Genomic DNA, 21,588 nt, shown 5'->3' with positions numbered 1-21,588 from the left:
TTTCTTCCGGCACGCGTGCGTGTCGGGTCATCAAAGCGTCCGTCGCCCCCAACACCAGGTATCGGTTTCCAAAGGCCCTGCGGCCTTTGGTGGGGGGAGGCCCGGAGGGGGGCAAAGCCCCTCTCCGGTCACCCATGACGCCCCCGGACCTCCCCGTCGCCGAGGCGCTCCCCGCGTTGCGCGAGGCGCTCCGCGCCGGATCGAATGCGGTGCTCATCGCCCCGCCGGGCGCGGGCAAGACGACGCTTGTCCCGCTGGTGCTCAAGGACGAGCCCTGGGCGGAGAACGCCCGCATCCTCGTGCTGGAACCGCGGCGCGTCGCGGCACGCGCGGCGGCGCGGCGGATGGCGGAGATGGTCGGCGAGAGTGCGCCGGGCGGGACGATCGGCCTGGCGACGCGGCTGGATCGCGCCTTTTCCGACCGCACGCGGGTGGAGGTCGTCACCGAGGGCCTTCTCGTGCGGCGGCTGCAATCGGATCCCGGCCTCGAAGGCGTCGCAGCGGTGCTGTTCGACGAGGCGCATGAGCGCAACATCGACACTGACCTGGCGATGGCGCTGTGCCTCGACCTGCAACGGGCGTTGCGGCCGGAACTGCGGCTGCTGGCGATGTCGGCGACGCTGGATGGCGGGGCCTTTGCCGGGCTGCTCGGCGATGCGCCGGTTATCGAGAGCCTGGGGCGCGCCTATCCCGTCACTGTGCAGTCCCGCGCGCGGGACCTGAAGGATGCGCGTGACCTGCCGGAGGCGATGGCCGGCACGATCCGCGAGGCGCTGCGGGAGCATCCGGGCGACGTGCTGGCCTTCCTGCCGGGCTGGGGGGAAATCAGGCGGACGCAGGACAGGCTAACGGGCCTCGATGCGCTGGTGGTGCCGCTGCATGGGGAATTGCCGCCGGCGGAACAGGACATCGCGCTGAACCCGGCCGCGGATGGGCGACGGAAGGTGGTGCTGGCGACATCCATCGCCGAGACCTCGCTGACCGTGCCGGGCGTGCGGATCGTTGTTGATGGCGGGTTCCGCCGCGCGCCGCGGCTCGATCCGGCATCGGGCCTGTCGCGGCTGGTGACGGTGCGAATCAGCCGGGCGGCGGCAGAACAGCGCGCGGGACGCGCGGGGCGCACGGCGCCCGGTGTGGCGATCCGGCTGTGGACCGAGGCGCTGCATCGCGGCCTGCCGCTCGCGGACCGGCCGGAGATGCTGGAGGCGGAGTTGTCCGCTCTGGTGCTGGACGTGGCGGGATGGGGAGCGTCGCTGGGCGACCTGGCTTTCCTCGACCCGCCGCCGGCAGGGGCAGTGAAGGCGGCGCAGGCGCTGCTGCGGGACCTCGATGCGCTGGACGGGGATGGCCGCATCACTGCCACGGGGCGGCGCATGGCGCGGTTGGGGACGCATCCGCGGCTCGCGCGCATGCTGGTCGCAGCGGCGGATGAGGGTGAGCGGGCGCTCGCCGCGGACCTAGCGGCGCTGCTGGAGGAACGCGACCCGATCCGTGACCGCGAGGCGCCCTCGGACGTGCATCTGCGGCTCGACCTGCTGCATGGCGCGGATCGGGCAGATGCGGACCGGGCGACGATCCATCGCATCCGCCGCGCCTCGGCGCTGCACCGCCGGCGACTGGGCGTGCATGGGCAGACGCATCCGGATGGCGATGCGGGCGCGCTGCTGGCGGCAGGCTTTCCGGATCGCATCGCCGCGAAGCGCGGCGCAATGGACGGGGCGTTCCGGCTGGCCTCGGGGCAGGGGGCACGGCTGCCGGCGACCGATCCACTGGCCAAGTCGGCGCTGCTGGCCGTGGCGGACCTGGCCCTTCAGGGGACGGAGGCCCGCATCCGCATGGCCGCGCCCCTGGACCGCGCCGTGCTGGAAGCGCGCTTCCCCGAACGGCTGCGACGGGAGGAAGGTGCGGCCTTCGACGCCCGGGCCGGTGCGGTGCTGGCGCGGCGGCGTCTGATGTTCGGGCCGCTGGTGCTGGAGGAAGCGCCACTGGCCCAGGCCGACCCGGCCGCCGTGGCCGCCGCCCTGGCCGCCGCGGCGGCGGAGCGCGGCCTGCGCGATCTCAACTGGACCGATGCGGCACGCCAGACCCAGGCTCGCATCGCCTGGATGCGCAAGGCCGAAGGCGAGGCCTGGCCGGACGTCTCCGACGCCGCATTGGCGGCCTCGGTGCAGGGTTGGCTCGCGCCGCAGATCCTGGGGCGCACGAAGCTGTCGGAGCTCGGTGCGCTGGACGTCACCGCCCTGCTGCGCGACGCCCTGCCCTGGGACCGGCAACGCGCCCTGGATACGGCGCTGCCGCCACGTCTCGCCCTGCCCGGCGGGCGAACCGCAGCCATCGACTATGCGCGGGAGATCCCGACCCTGGAGGCCCGCGCGCAGCACCTCTTCGGCCTCGCCGGCCTGCCCCCCCTTGCCGGCGGGCGGGTGCCGGTGCAGGTGGCGTTGCTGTCGCCGGCCGGACGGCCGATTGCCGTCACCGGGGACCTGGCCGGTTTCTGGAAAGGAAGCTGGGCCGAGGTCCGTAAGGAAATGCGCGGCCGCTATCCGAAGCACCCTTGGCCGGAGGACCCGATTGCCGCCGGTTGAACCCCCCGAGAGGGCAGCGCAGATTGGGCCCGTGAGAATGCCCCCGATCTCCCCCCCCGAGTCGCCCGCGCTGCCGCGCCGCCTTGCGCTGCTGTTGCCCCTTGCCGCCCTGCCTGGCTGCGCCGGTCCGGCGCGCGCCCAGCGCGGCCTGCCTGATTTCGCCGACCTCGCCGAAAGCGTGCTGCCGGCCGTGGTCAGCATCCAGGTCACCAGCCGGGAGGAGAACGAGCCGCGACGCAGCCCGGTCGATCGCCGGCGCGGCGGCGGCAGCCATCTGGTGCAGGGGGCCGGGTCGGGCTTCGTCATCGAGCCCTCCGGCATCATCGTCACCAACGGGCATGTCGTGGGCAATGCGACGCGTGTCGTGGTCACCACCCAGGACGGTACGGAATATCCCGCCCGCGTCATGGGGGTGGACGACCTGACCGACCTCGCGCTGGTGAAGATCACGCCGCGCGGGACGCTCAACGCCGTCTCGCTTGGCGCGTCGTCCAGCATGCGCGTCGGCCAATGGGTGCTGGCGGCCGGGAACCCCTTCGGGTTGGGCGGGTCGGTCACGGCGGGGATCGTCTCGGCCCGCGGCCGCGACATCGGCGCCGGGCCCTTCGACGATTTCATCCAGACCGACGCCCCCATCAACCCGGGCAATTCCGGTGGGCCGCTGTTCAACATGGCCGGCGAGGTCATCGGCATCAACACGGCGATCTACTCGCCTTCGGGTGCCTCGGCGGGCATCGGCTTCGCCGTGCCGTCGGACCTCGCCAAGCCGGTGATCGAGGCCCTGATTCGCGGCGGGCGGGTCGAGCGCGGCTGGCTCGGCGTATCGGTCGCGGACGCCGAGGAGCAGGGCCGCGGCCGCCGCGGCGCCGTCATCATGGGCGTGGAGCGCAATAGCCCCGCCGCCCGCGCGGGGCTGCGCCAGGGCGACCTGGTGACGGCGCTGAACGGAGAGGCGGTCGCGACCTCCCGCGCCCTGGTGCGCGGCGTCGCGGTGCTGCCGCCCGGAGAGACGGTCCGCCTGACGCTGCTGCGTGGCGGGCGGCAACAGGAAATCGCCGTGCAGATCGGCCGGCGGCCGAACGAAGGGTAGGGACGAAGCCTCATGCGCATCCTGTTGGTCGAGGACGATGCCGAGGTCGCGCGTTTCGTGCGCAAGGGCCTTCAGGAAGCCGGGCATGTGGTCGAGCATGCGAGCAACGGGCGCGATGGGCTGTTCCTCGCGGCGTCCGAGCAATTCGACATCCTGGTGCTGGACCGCATGCTGCCCGGCGGCGTGGACGGCGTGCGCCTGGTCGAGACCCTGCGCGGGCAGAGCAACCGCACGCCTGTGCTGTTCCTCTCCGCGCTCTCCGCGGTCGATGAGCGGGTGAAGGGCCTGAAGGCGGGCGGCGACGACTACCTGGTCAAGCCCTTCGCCTTCGCCGAGTTGCTGGCGCGTGTCGAGGCGCTGGGCCGCCGCCCGACCGTCGATGCGCCGGCGACGCGGCTGAAGATCGCGGATCTGGAGATGGACCTGTTGTCGCGCACCGTCACGCGCGGCGGCCGGCGCATCGAGATCCAGCCGCGCGAGTTCCGCCTGCTGGAGCACCTGCTGCGCCATGCCGGGCAGGTGGTGACGCGCACCATGCTGCTCGAGAAGGTGTGGGACTATCACTTCGACCCGCAGACCAACGTGATCGACGTGCATGTCAGTCGGCTGCGCCAGAAGGTGGACAAGGGCTTTGACAAGCCGCTGATCCATACGGTGCGCAACGCCGGCTACATGATCCGCGCGGAGGCGTGAGATGAGGGCTGGAGGGGCGTTGCTCCTCCTGGCTGCTCCGTTGTGGTGTGGCACATCGCGCCGAGGCAGTTTGCAATGCCCGGTGCCAGGAGACTGCGGTCCAGGTGCTCCAAGCACCAGGGGCGCCCATTGGTGTCGCGAAGCAACGTCAATGCGACACCGTTGGGGGGGGCGTTTGGAGGGGCAGCGCCCTTCCAACCGCAACGGTGCAAGCATTCCGGTCATCAGGAAGGCCGTCTTGGCGGGAAGGGGCGAACCCCCTCACCGATGCTGACCGTGCCGCAATCGACAAACGCCTGGGACCCCTTGCTGCGCTTCCTGCGCGGCGCCTCCTTCCGCTTCGCGCTGCTGTTTGCCGGCGTGTACAGCGCGGCGACCATTCTCTTCGCGTTGATCCTGTGGTTCGCAACGGCGGGTTCGCTCGATCGCCAGACCGATGCCGCGCTGCGCACCGATGCCTTTGGCCTCACGGAACGGTGGCGGGAGGCGGGGCCGAGCGCGGTGGCAGAGGCCATTTCCGAGCGTCTCGCCGCGGATGTCGAGAACCACGCCATCTATCTGATGACGGATGCCGACGGGCGGCGCGTTGCGGGCAATCTCGACCGCTGGCCGCCCGATACGGCCGGCGATGGTGAGTGGGCCGCGACCGCCGTGGCGCGGGAGGGCGTGCAGGTCGAGGCGCGGCTCTACACCATCGGCCTCGATGGCTATCGCGTGCTGATCGGGCGTGATGTCGATGAGAAGCAGCGCCTGCGCGACCTGCTGGCAGAGGGCATCGCCTGGTCCGCCATGGCCGCCGCGGTGATCGCCCTGCTGGGCGCGGCGGTGCTGCGCCGCGCGCTGGAACATCGCCTGCGCCCGGCATCGCAGACGGCGCGGGCCATCGCGGCGGGCGATCTGTCGCGGCGCGTGCCCAATTCGGGGCGCGACGACGAATTCGACCGTCTGGGGGAAAGCATGAATGCCATGCTCGACCGCATCGACCGGCTGATGGAGGGCATCCGCGGCGTGTCGGATTCCATCGCGCATGATTTGCGCACGCCCATCGCCCGCGCGCGGGCGAAGCTCGAGGAAGCGCAGGCCGGCACCGGCGATGCCGAGGCGCTGCGCGCGGCGATGGAGCAGGGGATCACCGACCTCGACAACATCTCCCGCGTGTTCGAGGCCCTGCTGCGCATTGCCGAGGCCGAGGCCGGCGCGCGACGGGCGGCCTTCGCGCCGCTCGACCTGGTGCCGGTCCTGCGCGACGTCGCGGAATTCTATGGCGTGGTGGCGGAGAGCCGCGACCAGACCATCGCGCTCGACCTGCCGGAGCAGCTTGAACTGGTGGGCGATCGCGATCTGCTGGCGCAGGCAGTCGGCAACCTGCTGGACAATGCGCTGAAATTCACCCCGGCCGGCGGCACGGTGCGTCTGTCCGCGCAGGCTGTGCCGCGCGACGGGGTGGAGGTGACCATCGCAGACAGCGGTCCCGGCCTGTCTGCCGAGGGCCGGGCCCGCGCGGGGGAGCGCTTCTTCCGCGCCGATGCCGCCCGCGCGACGCCCGGATCGGGGCTGGGCCTGTCGCTGGTGATCGCGGTGGCGCATCTGCATAGCGGGGAACTGGTGCTGGACGACGCCGAGCCTGGCGCCGATCAACCGGGCCTGCGCGCAACACTCCGGCTGGGTGGACCGGGGGCCTCCATCCGATGAACGGGCGTTCATCCGAAGGCCACCGCGATGCGAGGCCGGTGGCGGCATGGTACGGACGATGCGTGCCTTCTTGCCACTTGCCATTCTGTTCGCCCCGGATCTTGTCGCCGGAGGGGAGCCGATGCCGCAGGTCACATCCGACAGCCGCGAATACTGTGTCGAACTGGCCGATCGCCTGGGCGCGATGCCTGGGGCACGGCAGGAATCGGTACGCCGCCTGGTCGAGGACGGCATGCGGCTGTGCGACAATGGCCATCCGCGCACCGGGGTCGCAAAGCTGCGTCGGGCGATCCGCGCGGCGCAGGCTCCCGAGCCGCGCTAGATCTTTTTTCGGTCGAACCGCACCAGCCCACACCCCCACCCGGCCATCCATCCGGGATGTTGTCGCGGGGTGGCTGGGTGGGGGTGTGGGCTGGTGCCGACCCAGCGTGAGCGAAAAATGCTCTGGTAGCCGGGCCTGGACGCAGGGGGTGGCGGCGTGACCCGCGCGCTGTTCGCGCCGGCCTTGGCCGGGGCGGCCGCGACCTGCTCGGGCATCGGGCTGGCGCGCTTCGCCTATGTGCCGCTGTTCCCGGCCATGGTCGCCGCCGGCTGGGTGGATGGCGCAGGGGCCGGGCTGCTCGGGGCGATCAACCTGACCGGCTATCTGATCGGCGTGCTGGGCGCGCCTGGGGTCGGGCGGCGGCTCGGCATTCCGCGGGCGCTCGATGCCGGGATGGCACTGGCGGTGCTCGCGGCCTTGTGCTGCGCGTGGCAGGGCGGGCTCGCCTGGCTCGGGCTGTGGCGCGCGGTGGCGGGGGTGGCGGGCGGCACGCTGATGGGGCTTGCCGGGCCATCCGTGCAGGCCGTGGTGCCGCCGCAGCGGCGCGGGGTCGCCGGCGGGGTGGTGCTGCTCGGCGTCGGGACGGGGATCACGCTCGGCGCGCTGATGGTGCCGGCGCTGGTGGGACATTCGGTCAATGCGGCCTGGCTCGGTCTTGCGGGCGTGACGGCGGCGCTGTGGGCGGCGGCGCGGCGCTTCTGGCCGGCGCCACCGCCCCTGCCGAAGCCGCAGGCGGCCGGGGAAGTGCCTTCCGCCTGGAAGCTGGTGATCGCCTACGGCGTCTCAGGCGCCGGGCTAGTGCCGCCGATGGTCTATCTCGCGGATCTGGCGGCGCGCGGGCATGGGCTCGGCGTGCAGGCGGGTGGGCTGATGTGGGTGGTCTTCGGCGTCGGAGCGGTGTCGGGCAGCCTGGCCGGCGGGGCGCTGGCGGACCGCATCGGCGGGCGACGCGCGCTGCCGATGACGCTCGCGGTGCAGGTGGCGGCGCTGGGCACGGCGCTGCTGCCAGGCGTGGCGTGGCTGGTGGTCTCGGGGCTGCTGTCGGGTATCGCGGCCGTCAGCGTGACGGCCGTGACCCTGGCGGCGGCGCGGGAGCGCGCCGGGCCGCTGGCCGGGCGCATCTGGGTGCGCACCACGGCGGCCTTCGCCGTGGCGCAGGCCGTGACGGGCTTCGCCATGGCCGCCCTGTTCGGCGTGACCGGGGAGAGCCATGCGGCGATCTTCGGGCTGGGGCTGGCGCTGTCGGTGGTGTCGTTCGGGGTGGGGGTGGCGGATCGGGGGTAGCGAAGGGCGGGGCAGAGAATCTCTTGCCTCGCCTTGGTGGCAGCGGCGCCGGCCAGCAGAGGCGCTCCGATGCTTCGGCTGTCGAATTGGAGGGGCCCTGCCCCTCCAAGCCACCCCGCCAAAGGCCACAGGGCCTTTGGAAACCGTCACTTGGCGCCGTGCGCCACGGCCAGGATGAGGGCCGAAACATACTCTTGCGCATAAAGAGCGTTGGGAGGGGGCCGCATCATCCTGCCCAGCACCGGGTGCCGGCGGTCCAGGCCACACTGTGGGGCCTGGCGGGGAGGTTTGGAGGGGCGGCGCCCCTCCAATTTCACAGTGGAGGCATTGGGGCTGCCATAAGGGCTTCTCGTCCCGCCCGCTACTACTTCAGCCGCCACACCTCCACAGGCCCGCGTTCCTCATAAACCACCGCCGCCAGGTCGTAGTGCTCGGCCAATGCTTCCTCGATCATCGCCGCGATCCGGGGCCGCACATGCGGCCACCAGCCGCGGTCCACGACGATCACCTGCGGGTTGGTCGACAGGATGCGGGCGACTTCCTCGTTCGGGTCGATGCCAGTGACGCGCCAGTAGGGGCCGACGAGTTGCCCCGGGAAGGCGTAGCGCGTGGCGAGCCCGGCCTCGGACAGCACGTAGAGCGCGGGGTGGTAGTTCACCACCCAGATCGGGTCGCCGGGTTCGATCTCGCGCCGGATCGCCGCCGCGACTTCCCGTACCGGATCGGGGCCGCCAAGGCCGATTGCCCCGTACAGCCGCGGCACGGTCGAGGACCGCCAGGCATCGACGGACACGCCGCCCACCAGCACGGCGAAGGCCACCACCACCAGCCCCGGCCGCGCCACGCGCGCCAGCCGCCGCGCGCCGAGCGCCGCGAGCAGCGACAGCGGCGGCAGCCACAGCAGGAAATAGTGCTGGTAATACATGCCTGGCATGATGACGGCGCCCGTGGCGGCGATGAACCAGGCCACAGCCACCCAGCGGAGCAGGGCGACCGGTCCCTGCTTCACGCGCGGTCGGATCAGCGCCGGCGGCACCAGGGCGAAAGCCCAGAACAGGATCATCACGGCGATCAGGATGAAGCGCGCCGCGTCCTGCAGCGCGACGGGCGACCCGGCATAGCGCAGCGGCCCGATAAAGGTGCCGTTGACGAACGCGTCGAACTCGCCGCGCAGGAGGTAGGCGAAGCCGAGAGCCATGGTCGGCAGCGCGCAGAGCACGGCATAGGTCAGCGCATAGACCACCACCCGCCGCCAGGAGAGCAGGCCCCGCCACCAGGCTGGCCCCACCAGCAATGCCCAGGCGAGGCAGCCCTCGAACACCGCGACGGGCTTCACGGCGAGCGCGCCGCCGATCATCAGCCCCATGCCGAGGATCTTGGCGAAGGGCGGGGCCTCGTCATGTTCCAACGCACGGCGCGTAGCCCGCAGGCCGAGTGCGATGGACCAGGCGGTGAGCGGGATGAACAGGATCTCGGTATTGGTCGCGAGGCCGCCGAGCAGCGTGGTGTGCGCCAGGTAGAGCAACCCCGCCGCGAGCCCCAGCGCCGGCGGTGCCGTGGCGAAGCGCACGATGGCAAACAGCGCCCAGGCCCCGGCCCAGGTGGTCAGCACGCCGAGCAGCCGCGGCACCCAGACGGCGTCGCCGAAGATCGCCATCATCACCGAGAAGATGGCGGGCGCGCCGACCGGGTGCATGTCCCACACGCCGACGAGCGGCCAGTTCCCGCGGAGCCATTCGCGGGCCTGGAGCATGTAGAGACCTTCGTCGGTGTCGATCACCGCCGCGGCGAAGGCGAAGGCGCGCAGGACGAAGGCCGCGGCCAGCAGGAAAAGCGGTACCGCCGCGCTGCGCAACAGCCGCCGCACCCGCGGCGAGGGCAGGCTGAGGCCCTTCGGCGGCGCGGCCGGGGCGACCAGGGTGATGGGGCCTTCGGGGCTCATGGCCGTGTCGCCGCGTGCCGCGCTCAGGGCGCGGGACGCATCGCCTTCCAGGGGGCCGCGCGCTCATAGGCCGCGGCGGCGCGGTAGACGGTCGCCTCGTCGAAATAGCGTCCGACGAGTTGCAGGGCGAGCGGCAGGCCCTCGGCCTTGGACAGGCCGCACATCAGCGTCATGGCCGGATGGCCGGTGACATTGAAGGGCGTGCGGGCCTGGCGGGGATAGGTAAGTTCCACCGCATCGGGATCGTCAATGCGGCAGGCGGGGTCCATGGAGGACGCGGTCAGCAGCAGGTCCACGCCGGACAGTGTCTGTTCCACGGCGGCGATCAGCTCGCGGCGGCGGCGCTGGGCCTGGACGTAGTCCTCCGCGCGGACGAAGAGGCCCGGGGCGAGGCGCTTGCGCGTCAGGTTGGAATAGCCCTCGGGCGCGGTGCGCAGCCAATGGCCGTGGATGGCGGCCGACTCGCCCATCATGATGGCGCGGTTCACGCCGGCGAACTCGTTCAGCGGTGGCAGGGTCACGGTCTTCACCTTCGCACCCTCCTTCGCCAGCAGCTTGGCCGCGGTTTCGAGAGCGGCGGTGACCTCTTCCGTGGCGGGCTGGTCGGTCTCGTGGAAGTGGCGCACGAAGCCGATGGTCAGGCCCTTCAGCCCCTTCTTCAGGTGGCGGGCGTAGTTCTCAGGGCGACGGACCGCCGAGCCGGGATCCTCCGGGTCGTGCCCGGCCATGATGCCGAGCAGCATGGCGTTGGAGGCGACATCCTTCGTCATCGGCCCGACATGGTCGAGGGTGAAGGCGAGGGGAAAGACACCGCGGCGTGAGACGAGGCCATAGGTCGCCTTCATGCCGACGATGCCGCAATGGCTCGCCGGGTGGCGGACCGACCCGCCCGTGTCGGTGCCGAGCGCGGCCGGCAGGAGGCCCGCCCCGACCGAGGAGCCGGAGCCGGAGGAGGACCCGCCCGGATGATGCGCCCGGTTCCAGGGATTGCGTGCGGGCGGGAAGGGCAGGTCGAAGGCTGGCCCGCCGATGGCGAATTCATGCGTTGCGAGCTTGGCCGGGAAAACCGCGCCGGCGGCGCGCAGCGTCGTCACCACGGCAGCATCCGCCGACTTCACATTGTCCAGCAGGTGGCGCGAATGGCAGGTGGTCGGGTGCCCCGCGAGGTCGATGATGTCCTTCAGCCCCACCGGCAATCCGTCGATCGGGGAGCGCGGGCCGGACCGCGCGATGCGGCGCTGGGCCTTCTTCGCATCCTCCCGCGCGCTGTCCCACAGCGGCAGGATGGTGGTGTTCAGCGAAGGCTCGAGTGCATCGAAGCGTTCGCGCAGCGCATCGAGATATTCGACCGGGGAAAGGCGGCGCTTCGCGATGGCCGCCGAGGCCTCGGCGAGGGTGTAGTCGACCGGGCTGCTCATCGCCGCGCCGCCTTGGGCGCGGGGACGGCATAGGCCGGGATCGGCTCGGCGGTCTCGTCGGCGGGGCGCGGGAAGGCCTGGGCCAAGCGGCGAGCCTGGGCGGCAGCCTCGGCGATCTCGGCCTGGCGGTTGCGCCATGGTTCGCCCAGCCCGGCCGCGCGGGCGAGTGCCTCGTCTTCCGTCATCGGTACAGAACTCCATTCCCGGTCGCGACACTCTGCCGCAAGACCAGGAGAGGAGGGAACCTGCCCCCGTCCGATGGCGATCCCGTGGCAGTCTTGGAGGCCGTTTGAAAAGTCCGGCACCGGCCCGCACCCCCAACCCGGCCATCGACGTCCGTATCCTGGTATGGGTGGCGGGGCGGGTGCGGGCCGGTGCCGGACGTGGAAATGCGCCGATCGGCGCATTTCCAAACGGCTTCCTACAGGAGATCGAGGATCCTCGACCCCGACCCGCTCGCTTCGACCGAGAGGGTCACCTCCCCGGTCGCGAGGTCGAGGCTGACCTTGCCATAGCCGGGATAGCCGTCGAGCTGATGGGTAAAGCCATTCGGGCCGCTCAGCTCGGCACGGACCAGGTCGATCAGCTGCTTCGTCTGGCCCACCGAGGACGCCGACAGGAGCGTGCCCGACGACAGGCTCATGCCCCCGAAGACCCAGGCATTCCAGGCCTTCCCGGCCGTGCCGGCCTTGAGCAGGATCTCCTGCGTGTCGTCGCGTGCCTGCGCCTGGTGTGTCGGATGGCCGAGGGAGCCGGCATAATGCGCAACGACGCCCTCTTTCGTCGCAGGGCACCAGAGGACGAGGCCGACGCAACTGCCGAAGCTCGTCGATCCGAGGGTCCCTGCCGTGCTGCCCATCACCCAGGTGCACTCGTGGGTGAGCGACAGGACATTGTAGGGAGCCATGCTCCCCTCGCAGAAGCGCGCCATGTCGTCCTCGATTTCACACGCCGTGGTGGTGTTGACGGCCTTATTCTAGCGCCACGCGCGAGGGCGCGGTGCGAAGGACTTCAGGCCACGGCCTTGCGCATTACCCCGGCGAGGAGGGTGTAGGCGGCCGTCCAGGCATCCTGCGCCTCGGTGGTCCAGGCTGGCCCCAGCCCGCGTTCCAGTGTCCAGAGCAGCGCGGCGCCGACGCTGTCATACTGTGCGCTCGTCACCCCATAGCCGACATGGCGGCGTGCCAGCGCCTCGGCGGCGGGAATGATCTGGTCGGGCCGTGCCAGGCCGGTCACCACGGTGCTCAGCATGGTCATCAGCTTGCGCTTCTGTTCCGGCAGGGTTTCCGCCTTGAAAAGCGGCCGGGTCGTCGGGTCGATTGCGAACAGCCGATCGTAGAAGAGATCGGCTGCTGTGTCGGCGATGGGCACCACATGCTTCCAGGTGGATTGGACGATCTCGGTCTGGGCGGGCGTCATGACGGTCCTCTCCTGATCGTGCGGCAGGGGCAGTCTGCGCCATCATCCCGGTGCGATGCAGCAACGATCATGGCGATCGGCGCCAAAGATTGGGGGCGGCGCAGGGGATGCGCCGCCCCCAGTGACGGCGGCCCAGGGGGAAAGGGCCGCAGGCGCCGGGGAGGGAGGAAGCCCCGCGCCTCGTCCAGGGTTGCCGGAGGCTGAATGCGCCGGCGGAGACAGTCTCCCCCCATGGGCCTTGCCGGAGTCTTGCCGCGTGCCACGCAATCTTCGCGGAAGGCCCGTTCTGGCCTATGGGTCGCGGGATGAGCGCACCCGCCACGCTGCCCCTCGCCGGGCTGAAGATCGTCGAACTCGGCCACTATATCGCCGCGCCCTTCGCCACGCGCCTGCTCGCCGATCTGGGCGCCGAGGTGGTGAAGGTGGAACCGCCCGGGGGCGATCCCGTGCGCGGCTGGGGCAGCAGCGTGGACGGCAATCCTGTCTGGTTCAGCGTGCATGGGCGCAACAAGCTGTCGGTGACGCTCGACCTGAAGAAGGACGAGGACCGGGCGAAGCTGGTCGCGCTGCTGAAGCGCGCCGATGCGCTGGTGGAGAATTTCCGTGCCGGATACCTCGAACGCATCGGCCTCGGGCCGGAGGTGCTGCATGCGGAGAACCCGCGGCTGGTGATCGGGCGGATCTCCGGTTACGGGCAGGGCGGGCCGTATCGCGACAAGCCGGCCTTCGGCGCGATCGGGGAGGCGATGGGCGGGCTGCGCCATCTGACGGCGAACCCGGGCCAGACGGAATACCCGCCGCCGCGCTGCGGCGTGTCCATCAGCGACGACCTCGCCGGGATGTATTGCGCAATGGCCGTGGTCGCCGCGTGCTGGCAGGTGAAGGGCGACCCGATGGCGAAGGGGCGCGTGGTGGATGTGGACCTGGTGTCCTCCGTCTTCTCGCTGATGGAGGGCATGCTGCCGGAATACGGGCTGTTCGGTTGGGTGCGGCAGCCGCAGGGCGCGGCGATCAAGACCGCGGCGCCGACCAACACTTATCCCTGCGCGGACGGCAAGTGGCTGTGCATCGCCGGCAATTCCGACCTGATCTTCAAGCGGCTGATGGCCGCGATCGGTCGCCCCGAGATGGCCGCCGATGCGCGCTTCGCGAACAATGCCGGGCGCTGTGCGCATGTCGCGGAGCTGGATGGCGCCATCGCCGACTGGACGCGCACCAGGCCGGCGGCGGAAGCCGAGGCGGTGCTGGAAGCGGCAGAGGTGCCGTGCTCGCGCCTGTTCGACATGGAGGATTGCGCGAAGGACCCGCATTTCCGCGACCGCGGTTGGGTGATGGAAGTGCCGGACCCGCTGCTCGGGACCGTGCTGCACCCGGCGGCGCCGTTCCGCTTCGACGGCGTGAGCCCGCAGGAGATGGTGCGCTGGCCGGGCGTCGCGGCAGGGGCGCACAATGATCTGGTGTTCGATGCCGTGGCGCGGGGGGATGCGACGCCGCTGTCGGCGGCTGGAGGGGCTGTGTCTCTCCGGGCTGCTTCAGCGAAGGCGTGAGGGCGTTCCGGATTGGCCTCGGCGCAATAGGAGGGGCTTTGCCCCTCCAAGCCACCCCACCAAAGGCCGAAAGGCCTTTGGAAACCTCGACCTGGCGTTGGGCGCGGAGGGCATCCCCCGTGGGGCGCGCGCTTTCGGCACGCCGTCACGTCATGCTGTCGGGGTCGTGGTGCCACATGCGCGCCGATCGGATCGGACGCCTGTGGTGCGAGGCACCAGGTGATGGTTTCCAACGGCCCTGTGGCCTTTGGTGGGGAGAGGTCCGGAGAGGGGCAAAGCCCTTCTCCGGTCGCGTTTGACGTAACGGAGATTCCATGACCCTCGCAGTGACTGCCCCGCGTTCCGCCTTCCGCTTCTGGGGCCTCGCGCTTCTCGGTTCCGCCGCCCTTGCGGCTTCCGCGCAGGTCGCGCTGCCCATGTGGCCGGTGCCGGCGACGATGCAGACGCTGGTCGTGCTGCTGCTCGGTGCGCTGGGCGGGTCGCGCTTCGGCGTCGCGTCGGTTGCGCTGTATGTGGCGCAGGGTGCGATCGGCCTGCCGGTCTTCGCGCATGGCACGGGCGGGCTCGCGGTGCTGGCCGGGCCGACGGCGGGGTATCTGGCGGGCTTCGGGGCGGCGGCGTGGTTTGCGGGCTTCGCCGGGCGGGGCCTGGCGCGGCAGGCGGCTGTGCTCACCGCGGCGCATCTGCTGCTGTTCGTTCCCGGCGTCGCGTGGCTCGCCGCCTTCGTGGGGTGGGAGCGTGCGCTGCTGGCCGGCTTCGTCCTGTTCATCCCCGGCACGCTGGTGAAGACCGCGCTGGCCGTGGCGCTGATGCGCGTGCTGCGGCCTCGCGCAGCGCGCTGAGGCGTGGGACAACAGGCACAGATATCAGGAGGAACCCATGCCCGACACCGCCATCATCAGCGAGGTCGCTCCGCGCGACGGCATCCAGTCCATCACCGGGGCGCTCGTGTCCACCGAGGCCAAGATCGCGCTGATCCAGGCCTGCTACGATGCCGGGCTGCGGCGGATGGAGGTGGGGTCCTTCGTATCGCCCAAGGCGATTCCGCAGATGGCGGGCACGGACATCGTGCTTGCTGCCTGCAAGAAGCTGCCGGGGCTTGAATCGACCGTGCTGGTGCCGAACCGGCGCGGCTTCGATGCGGCGATCGCGAATGGCGCGGACCGGCTCGGCTTCTTCATGTCGGCGACGGCCGGGCATAACAAGGCGAACCTGAACCGCACGCGGGAGGAATCCTTCGCCGAGTTGGCGACCCTGGTGCAGGACACGCCGAAGGGCACGAAGGTCCGCTTCAACCTGTCCTGCGTCTTCCATTGCCCCTTCGACGGCGTGGTGCCGGAGGCAGAGGTGATGCCGTGGATCGAGCGCATCGTGGCGCTGGATCCGGAGATGGAAATCGCGCTCGCCGATACCACCGGCAATGCGAGCCCCGACCAGGTCGGGCGCATCTTCCGTCACGCCATCCAGAACTGGGGCAACCGCTTCGCCTTCCATGGGCATGACACCTATGGCATGGGCGTGGCGAACGTCTCCGCGGCCTGGGAGGCCGGCTGCCGCGTCTTCGATTCCGCCGCCGGCGGCATCGGCGGCTGCCCCTTCGCGCCCGGTGCGACGGGCAATGTCGCGACCGAGGACGTGGCCTGGATGTTCCACCGCATGGGCGTGCCGACCGGCATCTCGTGGAACCGGCTGCTGATCGCGGCCGACATGGCGGCGGCCATTCCCGGCGCCGTGCCGGGGGGGCGCATGCGCGCTGTGCCGGCGGCGCGCAAGGCGGCATGATGGAGGCCGGCCGCGCTCTTTCAGCGGCGCGGCCGGCACCCAATCTGGTTTCCGTGATGCGCCATACCTCTGCCCTGATCCTGCTGCTGCTCGCCGCCGCCTGCGCCCCGGTCGAGGCCCCCTCGCCCGAGGCTGCCGCCCCTGCTCCGGGCGGGCCGGATGCCGGCGGCACGTTCGTGACCGACTATGGCGGCGGGAATGCGCCGGTTGCGCGCTATGTCCGGCTGCCTGACGGCACGGCAGTGCCGGCCGATCGTGGCGGGGCCGGCGCCCCGGGCGCGGCCGGCCCGCAGCCGGCCCGGCCGGCCGATGGTGACGCGGTCGCGGAAGTGCCCGAACCGCCATCCGCACAGCGCGCTGGGCGGCCGATCGCGACCGGCTCGGCCTTTGCGGTGACGGGGAATGGCCTCGCGATCACCAACGCCCATGTTGTGCAAGGCTGCCGTTCGGTGGTGGACGATCAGGGGCGCGCGGTGCGCGTCGTGGCGGCCGATCGCCGGCGCGACCTCGCCATCATCGATGTCGGGCGCCACTTCCCCTCTGTCGTCCGCTTCCGCGATCGCAACGCGGTGGATCTGGGCGAGACCGTTCTCGTCTTCGGCTTCCCCTATGGCCAGGCGCTCGGCACCGGGCTGAATGTGACCAATGGCATCGTCACCGGGCTGGCGGGGCCCGGGGGCGACGTCTCCCGCTTCCAGATGAATGCCGCGGTGCAGCCGGGCAATTCCGGCGGACCGGCGGTGGACGATGCGGGGCTGTTGCTCGGCGTCGCCGTGGGGCGGCTGAACGACATCGCGGTGCTTCGCGCGACGGGATCGCTGCCGCAGGGCGTGAACTTCGCGATCCGGGCGGACCAGGTGGCCCGCTTCCTATCGGAGAACGGCGTGCAGCCGGAACGCGTGCCGGCGATGACCGGGTTGGGGGCGCGGGCGGTCTCGGCGGCGGTGGCGCCGGCGGTGTTCCAGATCCTCTGCCGGGGGTGAGAGGGAGTTGGAGAGGCGCTGCCTCTTCAGGTCTTCCGTGCGGATGGAGCAGCGACCGCCGCTGCGCGCCGGCGATCAGGCCGTCAGTTCGAACAACAGCATCAGGCTCCGTTGATTCGGCATGTGATTGTCGTCGGAGACGATGGCAACCAGGGTGCGGCCCTCATGGCTCAAGGCCGCGACGCCCTCGAAATTCTCCGCGGGGACCGGCTTGCCATCCATGCGCAGGATCTCCCGGCCTTCGAGCGCGGCACCGGGGCGCAGCGCCTCGGCGGGCAGGCGTTTCAGTCGGCCGGCGAAGCCGTTGTACCAGCGGAAGCGACGTTCCAGCACCAGCGCCCCGCCATCAGGCAGACCAGCCGCATCGACCGGCACGAAGCCGGGGGTCGGGCGATAGGTCAGCGGCGCCCAGCGCCCCGGTCCGCCGATCCAGCCTCGCCTGAGGCCGGGGCTGTCGGCCGGGGCGAGTTCCTCGGCGACGGCGAAGAGCCGGCCATCCGCCAGCAGCGTCAGGGATTCCAGCCCCCCATTGCGCGGCGCCGCATCGAGGCCCGGCGGAGCTTCGAAATACTCCCCCGCACCGTCGAGATGCGGGTAGGCGCGGATGCGGTGCCAGCGTTCATAGGCGACGAGCCAGGTGCCATCCGGCAGCCGCGCCAGCCCCTCCGCATCGCCCGCGAAGCCGACCGGCAGCGGCACACCCGCCCCGTCATGCAGCGCGCCAGAGGTGATGGGCACCAGTCCCGCGGCCACGCCATCCCGCAGCACCAGCTGCGCCTGCGCCCAGCGAGTGCGGTCGTCGAGGACGGTAACGACGAGATCCCGATCCAGATGCAGGCCTGACAATCCGCCGGCCCCCAGGATGGCATTGTCGATGTCGAGGCCGCCCAGGCTGCGGAGCGGGCCGGTCGTCGGGATCGGCGGAAGGATCGCGGCGGCACCGCCCGGGGGTGGGGTGGGGGCGGCGTAAATGCAGCCGGTCGTCGCGAGCGCCGCGGCGAGGACGGCACGGCGGGGCAGGGCCTTGCCCGCCCCCGGACCCCCACATACCAAGGGCCACCGGGGCTTTGGAAACCGAGACGCGGCGCCGGCCGCGTCAGCCTGCGCCTTCGGCGCTGTGTCGCTCCTGCGCACGGAACGACCTCAGCCTTTGCGCCGAGGTGACGAGCAAAGCGCCAGGTATGGGTTTCCAGAAGCCCTGTGGCCTTTGCGGGCACCCACCGAGGTCGCCTCGCAACGCCAATGGGTGCCCTGGGGTCCGGAGAGGGGCAGGGCCCCTCTCTGGTCGCCTGTCACACCAGCACCGGCCCGCGCTCGGCGGCCGCCCGCTGCCAGGCTTCCGCGGCATCCTCGTCGAACAGCTCGGCGAGCTTCTTCATCATCGTCCCGCCGAGTTCCTCGGCATCCACGATCGTCACCGCGCGGCGATAGTAGCGGGTCACGTCATGCCCGATGCCGATGGCGATCAGTTCAACCTGGTTCCGGCTTTCGATCTCATGGATCACCTTGCGCAGGTGGCGTTCCAGGTAGTTGCCCGGGTTCACCGACAGGGTGCTGTCATCCACCGGCGCGCCGTCGCTGATGACCATCAGGATGCGGCGGTGTTCGGGCCGCGGCAGCATCCGCTTGTAGGCCCATTCCAGGGCCTCGCCGTCGATGTTCTCCTTGAGCAGACCCTCGCGCAGCATCAGGCCGAGATTCTTGCGCGCGCGGCGCCAGGGCGCATCGGCGGCCTTGTAGACGACGTGGCGCAGGTCGTTGAGGCGGCCCGGATTGCGCGGCTTGCCTTCCTGCACCCAGCGCTCGCGCGACTGGCCGCCCTTCCAGGCGCGGGTGGTGAAGCCGAGGATCTCAGTCTTCACCGAGCAGCGTTCCAGCGTGCGCGCCAGGATGTCGCAGCACATGGCGGCGACGGTGATCGGCCGCCCGCGCATCGACCCTGAATTGTCGATCAGCAGGGACACGACCGTGTCGCGGAAATCCGTGTCGCGCTCATGCTTGTAGGACAGCGCATGCATCGGGTTGGTCACGACGCGGGTCAGCCGTGCCGCGTCAAGGATGCCTTCCTCGAGGTCGAACTCCCAGGCGCGCTGCTGCTGCGCCAGCAGGCGGCGCTGCAGCCGGTTGGCGAGCTTGGAGACGACGCCCTGCAGGTGGGACAGCTGCTGGTCGAGCTGCTGGCGCAGCCGGGTCAGTTCGTCCGGGTCGCAGAGATCCTCGGCATCGACCACCTCATCGAACTGGGTGGTGAAGGCGTGGTAGCGGGTGGTGTCGTCGACCTGCGGCACCTCGCGGCGCTGCTGCGGGCCGCCGGGCTTGTCGTCGCCATCGGCGGCGGCGCCATCCTCCTCGGTCTCCTCGCCCTCCTCCTCCGAGGCCTCGCCCTGCATCTGCTCGGGCTGGGCGCCGAGCATCTGTTCCTCCTGCTCGGACTGGGACTGGCCTTCGCCGGACTGGTCCTGCTGGGGGCTGCTCTCGCCGCCTTCCTCGCCTTCCTCGTCCTGCTGCTCGGACTCCGCCTCGACTTCGGCCTCGGCGAGATCAAGCGCGGTCAGCAGCTTGCGGGCAGCCTTGGCGAAGGCTTCCTGGTCGTCGGCGGTCGTGGCCATCTCGGCCAGCGCGTCATCGGCCTTCTCGCCCAGCGTGTCGCGCCACAGGTCGAGCACGCGATGGGCGACCTCCGGGGCGGGCTCGCCGGTCAGCTTCTCCCGCGTCAGCATGGCCAGCGCCGCGGGCAGCGGAAGCTGGTCCTTCCGCGTCATGCGGTCATAGCCCTCGGACTCGCATTCCTCCGCCAGCTTGGCGCGGAGGTTCGCGGCGACGCCCGACATGTGCTTGGAGCCGACAGTCTCGACGCGCACCTGCTCCAGCGCGTCGAAGACCTCGCGCGCCTCGCGCCGGCCGGGCACGCGGGATGCGTGCAGGGCCTCGTTGTGGTGGCGCAGGCGCAGGGCGGCGGCATCGGCGGCGCCGCGCAGCTTCGCCATCTCGGCGGCCGGCAGGGCGCGCGTGGGCAGCGGCAGGCGGACGCGCTTGCCCGCGACGCCGGAGGGGCCGGGCTGGAAGGCCACCTGCACCTCGGGGTCGGCATGGGCGATGGCGCGCAGCGCGCCGGCGGTGGCCCGCTTGAATTCTTCCTGGCGGGTGAGGTCCTGCTTGCCGCTCATGGCTTGGGTCCTTCGGTGGCCATGGCGCGCTGGCGGGCGGGCCGGGCCTCGATCGCGGCGACGTAGCGCGCGACATCGGGGCCGGATTGCAGCCGGCCCATCTGGTTGATGAAGGCGAGCAGACCGCCCACCACGAGATCGGCGGCGCTGAAGCGCTCGCCAAGCAGCCAGGCCTTGCCCTTCAGCGCGGCCTCGATGCGGGCGACGACCTGCTCCATGGGCGGCCAGCCGATAGCGACCGCCGGGGCGGCCGCCGCGCGCGGAAAGACCGCATCCGCGAAGGCGGGCTCGGCCACGCCCGGCCCATAGGTCATCCAGAAGCAATAGGCAGCGCGGTCGGGCGTCCCGATGGCCGGCGCGAGGCCGGCCTCGGGGACAAGATCGGCGAGGTAGGCAGCGATCGCCGCCACCTCGGTCACCACCACCTGCCACGACCCGTCCGGCCCGCGATCCACCAGGGCAGGCAGCTTGCCCGCCGGATTCACCGCCAGAAAGGTCGGGTCCTTCTGCGTGCCGGCCTGGAGGTCATGCCAGTGCAGCGCATGGGCTGCGCCGGCTTCCTCCAGCATCCACAGGGCGCTGACGGATCGCGTTCGCGGCGCGTGGTGCAGCAGGAAGCGAGGCGCCGCCATGCGTCACCCCGCCTTGCGCAGCAGACCCGTCGGGATCTCCTCGTTGAAGCAGCGCTGGTAGTATTCGGCCACCGTGCTGCGCTCCGCCTCGTCGCACTTGTTGAGGAAGGTCAGGCGGAAGGCGAAGCCGATATCGCCGAAGATGCGGGCGTTATCGGCCCAGGTGATGACCGTGCGCGGCGACATGACGGTCGAGATATCGCCCGCAATGAAGCCCGCACGGGTCAGGTCGGCCAGGGCCACCATCGCCTCGACCTGCTTGCGGACCTTCGGGTCGCTCTCGGCGCCGAGCTTCGCCAGCACGATGTCGGTTTCCTGCTTGTGCGGCAGGTAGTTCAGCGTGGCCACGATCGACCAGCGGTCCATCTGGCCCTGATTGATCTGCTGCGTGCCGTGATAGAGGCCCGTGGTGTCGCCGAGGCCGACCGTGTTGGCCGTGGCGAAGAGCCGGAAATACGGGTTCGGCCGGATCACCTTGTTCTGGTCGAGCAGCGTCAGCTTGCCCTCGACTTCCAGGACGCGCTGGATCACGAACATCACGTCCGGGCGGCCCGCGTCATACTCGTCGAACACCAGCGCGCAGGGGTGCTGCAGCGCCCAGGGCAGGATGCCTTCGCGGAACTCGGTGACCTGCTTGCCGTCCTTCAGGACGATCGCATCCTTGCCGATCAGGTCGATGCGCGAGATGTGGCTGTCGAGATTGACGCGGATGCAGGGCCAGTTGAGCCGGGCGGCGACCTGCTCGATGTGGGTCGACTTGCCGGTGCCGTGGTAGCCCTGGATCATCACGCGGCGGTTGAAGGCAAAGCCCGCGAGGATGGCGAGCGTCGTCTCCTTGTCGAAGCGGTAGGTCTCGTCGATCTCCGGCACATGCTCCGTGCGCACCGAGAAGGCCGGGACCTCCATGTCGATGTCCACGCCGAAGACCTCGCGGGCCTTCACCGTGAGATCGGGCGCCTCGATCGCTGAGGTCGGGCGGATTTCGGAGATCTGGGCAACCTTGTTCATCGCAAGTCCGGTTCCGTGACGGTC

The 21,588-nt window shown here is 70.9% G+C and carries 19 protein-coding genes; 10 read left to right on the top strand and 9 right to left on the bottom strand.

Going from position 1 to position 21,588, the window contains the following annotated elements; translation table 11 throughout:
* Positions 1-134: 134 nt before the first annotated feature.
* The 6 genes from hrpB (at position 135) to KPL78_RS22050 (ending at position 7,666) form a co-directional block, all read left to right on the top strand.
* On the top strand, positions 135-2,585 hold the full coding sequence (hrpB, locus tag KPL78_RS22075) for an ATP-dependent helicase HrpB (RefSeq protein ID WP_219765140.1): 2,451 nt from the start codon (positions 135-137) through the stop codon (positions 2,583-2,585).
* Between the two features lie 37 nt (positions 2,586-2,622).
* On the top strand, positions 2,623-3,675 hold the full coding sequence (locus KPL78_RS22070) for a S1C family serine protease (RefSeq protein WP_219765139.1): 1,053 nt from the start codon (positions 2,623-2,625) through the stop codon (positions 3,673-3,675).
* A 12-nt stretch (positions 3,676-3,687) separates the two neighbouring features.
* Positions 3,688-4,368 (top strand): winged helix-turn-helix domain-containing protein, encoded by a 681-nt coding sequence (locus tag KPL78_RS22065; protein WP_219765138.1) that lies wholly within the window; start codon positions 3,688-3,690, stop codon positions 4,366-4,368.
* A gap of 276 nt (positions 4,369-4,644) precedes the next feature.
* The gene (locus KPL78_RS22060; RefSeq protein ID WP_369412820.1) at positions 4,645-6,060 is read left to right on the top strand and encodes a sensor histidine kinase; all 1,416 of its coding nucleotides are present in this window, start codon (positions 4,645-4,647) and stop codon (positions 6,058-6,060) included.
* Between the two features lie 121 nt (positions 6,061-6,181).
* Entirely contained in the window at positions 6,182-6,382 is a 201-nt protein-coding gene (locus KPL78_RS22055) for a hypothetical protein (protein WP_219765136.1), read from the top strand.
* A gap of 156 nt (positions 6,383-6,538) precedes the next feature.
* Positions 6,539-7,666 carry a YbfB/YjiJ family MFS transporter gene (locus KPL78_RS22050; protein ID WP_219765135.1) on the top strand — a complete coding sequence of 376 codons (1,128 nt, stop codon included), beginning with the start codon at positions 6,539-6,541 and terminating at the stop codon, positions 7,664-7,666.
* A 364-nt stretch (positions 7,667-8,030) separates the two neighbouring features.
* Here the strand turns inward: KPL78_RS22050 and KPL78_RS22045 are convergent, their stop codons facing one another.
* From KPL78_RS22045 to KPL78_RS22025, 5 genes are all read right to left on the bottom strand, one after another.
* Positions 8,031-9,608, bottom strand: coding sequence for an ArnT family glycosyltransferase (locus tag KPL78_RS22045; protein ID WP_219765134.1), 1,578 nt, complete (start codon positions 9,606-9,608; stop codon positions 8,031-8,033).
* Positions 9,609-9,631: 23 nt separating this feature from the next.
* Positions 9,632-11,026: an amidase gene (locus KPL78_RS22040; protein WP_219765133.1), complete on the bottom strand. Its 1,395-nt coding sequence runs from the start codon at positions 11,024-11,026 to the stop codon at positions 9,632-9,634.
* The gene (locus tag KPL78_RS22035) at positions 11,023-11,211 is read right to left on the bottom strand and encodes a hypothetical protein (RefSeq protein WP_219765132.1); all 189 of its coding nucleotides are present in this window, start codon (positions 11,209-11,211) and stop codon (positions 11,023-11,025) included. The genes KPL78_RS22040 and KPL78_RS22035 overlap by 4 nt, the downstream gene beginning before the upstream one ends.
* Positions 11,212-11,447: 236 nt before the next feature.
* Complete coding sequence (locus tag KPL78_RS22030; RefSeq protein WP_219765131.1) at positions 11,448-11,957, bottom strand: hypothetical protein; 510 nt, start codon at positions 11,955-11,957, stop codon at positions 11,448-11,450.
* 80 nt (positions 11,958-12,037) lie between these two features.
* The gene (locus tag KPL78_RS22025) at positions 12,038-12,445 is read right to left on the bottom strand and encodes a globin family protein (RefSeq protein WP_219765130.1); all 408 of its coding nucleotides are present in this window, start codon (positions 12,443-12,445) and stop codon (positions 12,038-12,040) included.
* A gap of 305 nt (positions 12,446-12,750) precedes the next feature.
* On the opposite strand from KPL78_RS22025, the gene KPL78_RS22020 reads away from it, so the two are divergent.
* The 4 genes from KPL78_RS22020 (at position 12,751) to KPL78_RS22005 (ending at position 16,757) form a co-directional block, all read left to right on the top strand.
* Positions 12,751-13,992: a CaiB/BaiF CoA transferase family protein gene (locus KPL78_RS22020; RefSeq protein ID WP_255569311.1), complete on the top strand. Its 1,242-nt coding sequence runs from the start codon at positions 12,751-12,753 to the stop codon at positions 13,990-13,992.
* Between the two features lie 314 nt (positions 13,993-14,306).
* A complete protein-coding gene (locus tag KPL78_RS22015; RefSeq protein ID WP_219765128.1) occupies positions 14,307-14,834 on the top strand; it encodes a biotin transporter BioY in 528 nt (175 codons plus the stop codon).
* 37 nt (positions 14,835-14,871) lie between these two features.
* The gene (locus KPL78_RS22010) at positions 14,872-15,774 is read left to right on the top strand and encodes a hydroxymethylglutaryl-CoA lyase (protein WP_219765127.1); all 903 of its coding nucleotides are present in this window, start codon (positions 14,872-14,874) and stop codon (positions 15,772-15,774) included.
* Between the two features lie 56 nt (positions 15,775-15,830).
* Entirely contained in the window at positions 15,831-16,757 is a 927-nt protein-coding gene (locus KPL78_RS22005) for a S1C family serine protease (protein ID WP_219765126.1), read from the top strand.
* A 75-nt stretch (positions 16,758-16,832) separates the two neighbouring features.
* On the opposite strand, the gene KPL78_RS22000 is transcribed toward KPL78_RS22005, so the two are convergent.
* The 4 genes from KPL78_RS22000 to cobS form a co-directional block, all read right to left on the bottom strand.
* Entirely contained in the window at positions 16,833-17,810 is a 978-nt protein-coding gene (locus tag KPL78_RS22000; RefSeq protein ID WP_219765125.1) for an esterase-like activity of phytase family protein, read from the bottom strand.
* Between the two features lie 239 nt (positions 17,811-18,049).
* Complete coding sequence (cobT, locus tag KPL78_RS21995) at positions 18,050-19,924, bottom strand: cobaltochelatase subunit CobT (protein WP_219765124.1); 1,875 nt, start codon at positions 19,922-19,924, stop codon at positions 18,050-18,052.
* Positions 19,921-20,556 (bottom strand): glutathione S-transferase family protein, encoded by a 636-nt coding sequence (locus KPL78_RS21990; protein ID WP_219765123.1) that lies wholly within the window; start codon positions 20,554-20,556, stop codon positions 19,921-19,923. The genes cobT and KPL78_RS21990 overlap by 4 nt, the downstream gene beginning before the upstream one ends.
* 3 nt (positions 20,557-20,559) lie before the next feature.
* Positions 20,560-21,564: a cobaltochelatase subunit CobS gene (gene cobS, locus KPL78_RS21985; protein WP_219765122.1), complete on the bottom strand. Its 1,005-nt coding sequence runs from the start codon at positions 21,562-21,564 to the stop codon at positions 20,560-20,562.
* Between the last annotated feature and the right edge of the window lie 24 nt (positions 21,565-21,588).

The organism is Roseomonas alba (assembly GCF_019430885.1).
Lineage (GTDB): Bacteria > Pseudomonadota > Alphaproteobacteria > Acetobacterales > Acetobacteraceae > Neoroseomonas > Neoroseomonas alba.
This window is presented reverse-complemented; position numbering and strand designations above follow the sequence as displayed.

Bases quoted from the DNA above. Each gene is read 5' to 3' on its own strand.
- hrpB (WP_219765140.1), top strand. From the start codon at position 135: ATGACGCCCCCGGACCTCCCCGTCGCCGAGGCGCTCCCCGCGTTGCGC.
- KPL78_RS22070 (WP_219765139.1), top strand. From the start codon at position 2,623: ATGCCCCCGATCTCCCCCCCCGAGTCGCCCGCGCTGCCGCGCCGCCTT.
- KPL78_RS22065 (WP_219765138.1), top strand. From the start codon at position 3,688: ATGCGCATCCTGTTGGTCGAGGACGATGCCGAGGTCGCGCGTTTCGTG.
- KPL78_RS22055 (WP_219765136.1), top strand. From the start codon at position 6,182: ATGCCGCAGGTCACATCCGACAGCCGCGAATACTGTGTCGAACTGGCC.
- KPL78_RS22045 (WP_219765134.1), bottom strand. From the start codon at position 9,608: ATGAGCCCCGAAGGCCCCATCACCCTGGTCGCCCCGGCCGCGCCGCCG.
- KPL78_RS22040 (WP_219765133.1), bottom strand. From the start codon at position 11,026: ATGAGCAGCCCGGTCGACTACACCCTCGCCGAGGCCTCGGCGGCCATC.
- KPL78_RS22035 (WP_219765132.1), bottom strand. From the start codon at position 11,211: ATGACGGAAGACGAGGCACTCGCCCGCGCGGCCGGGCTGGGCGAACCA.
- KPL78_RS22030 (WP_219765131.1), bottom strand. From the start codon at position 11,957: ATGGCGCGCTTCTGCGAGGGGAGCATGGCTCCCTACAATGTCCTGTCG.
- KPL78_RS22025 (WP_219765130.1), bottom strand. From the start codon at position 12,445: ATGACGCCCGCCCAGACCGAGATCGTCCAATCCACCTGGAAGCATGTG.
- KPL78_RS22020 (WP_255569311.1), top strand. From the start codon at position 12,751: ATGAGCGCACCCGCCACGCTGCCCCTCGCCGGGCTGAAGATCGTCGAA.
- KPL78_RS22015 (WP_219765128.1), top strand. From the start codon at position 14,307: ATGACCCTCGCAGTGACTGCCCCGCGTTCCGCCTTCCGCTTCTGGGGC.
- KPL78_RS22010 (WP_219765127.1), top strand. From the start codon at position 14,872: ATGCCCGACACCGCCATCATCAGCGAGGTCGCTCCGCGCGACGGCATC.
- KPL78_RS22005 (WP_219765126.1), top strand. From the start codon at position 15,831: ATGCGCCATACCTCTGCCCTGATCCTGCTGCTGCTCGCCGCCGCCTGC.
- cobT (WP_219765124.1), bottom strand. From the start codon at position 19,924: ATGAGCGGCAAGCAGGACCTCACCCGCCAGGAAGAATTCAAGCGGGCC.
- KPL78_RS21990 (WP_219765123.1), bottom strand. From the start codon at position 20,556: ATGGCGGCGCCTCGCTTCCTGCTGCACCACGCGCCGCGAACGCGATCC.
- cobS (WP_219765122.1), bottom strand. From the start codon at position 21,564: ATGAACAAGGTTGCCCAGATCTCCGAAATCCGCCCGACCTCAGCGATC.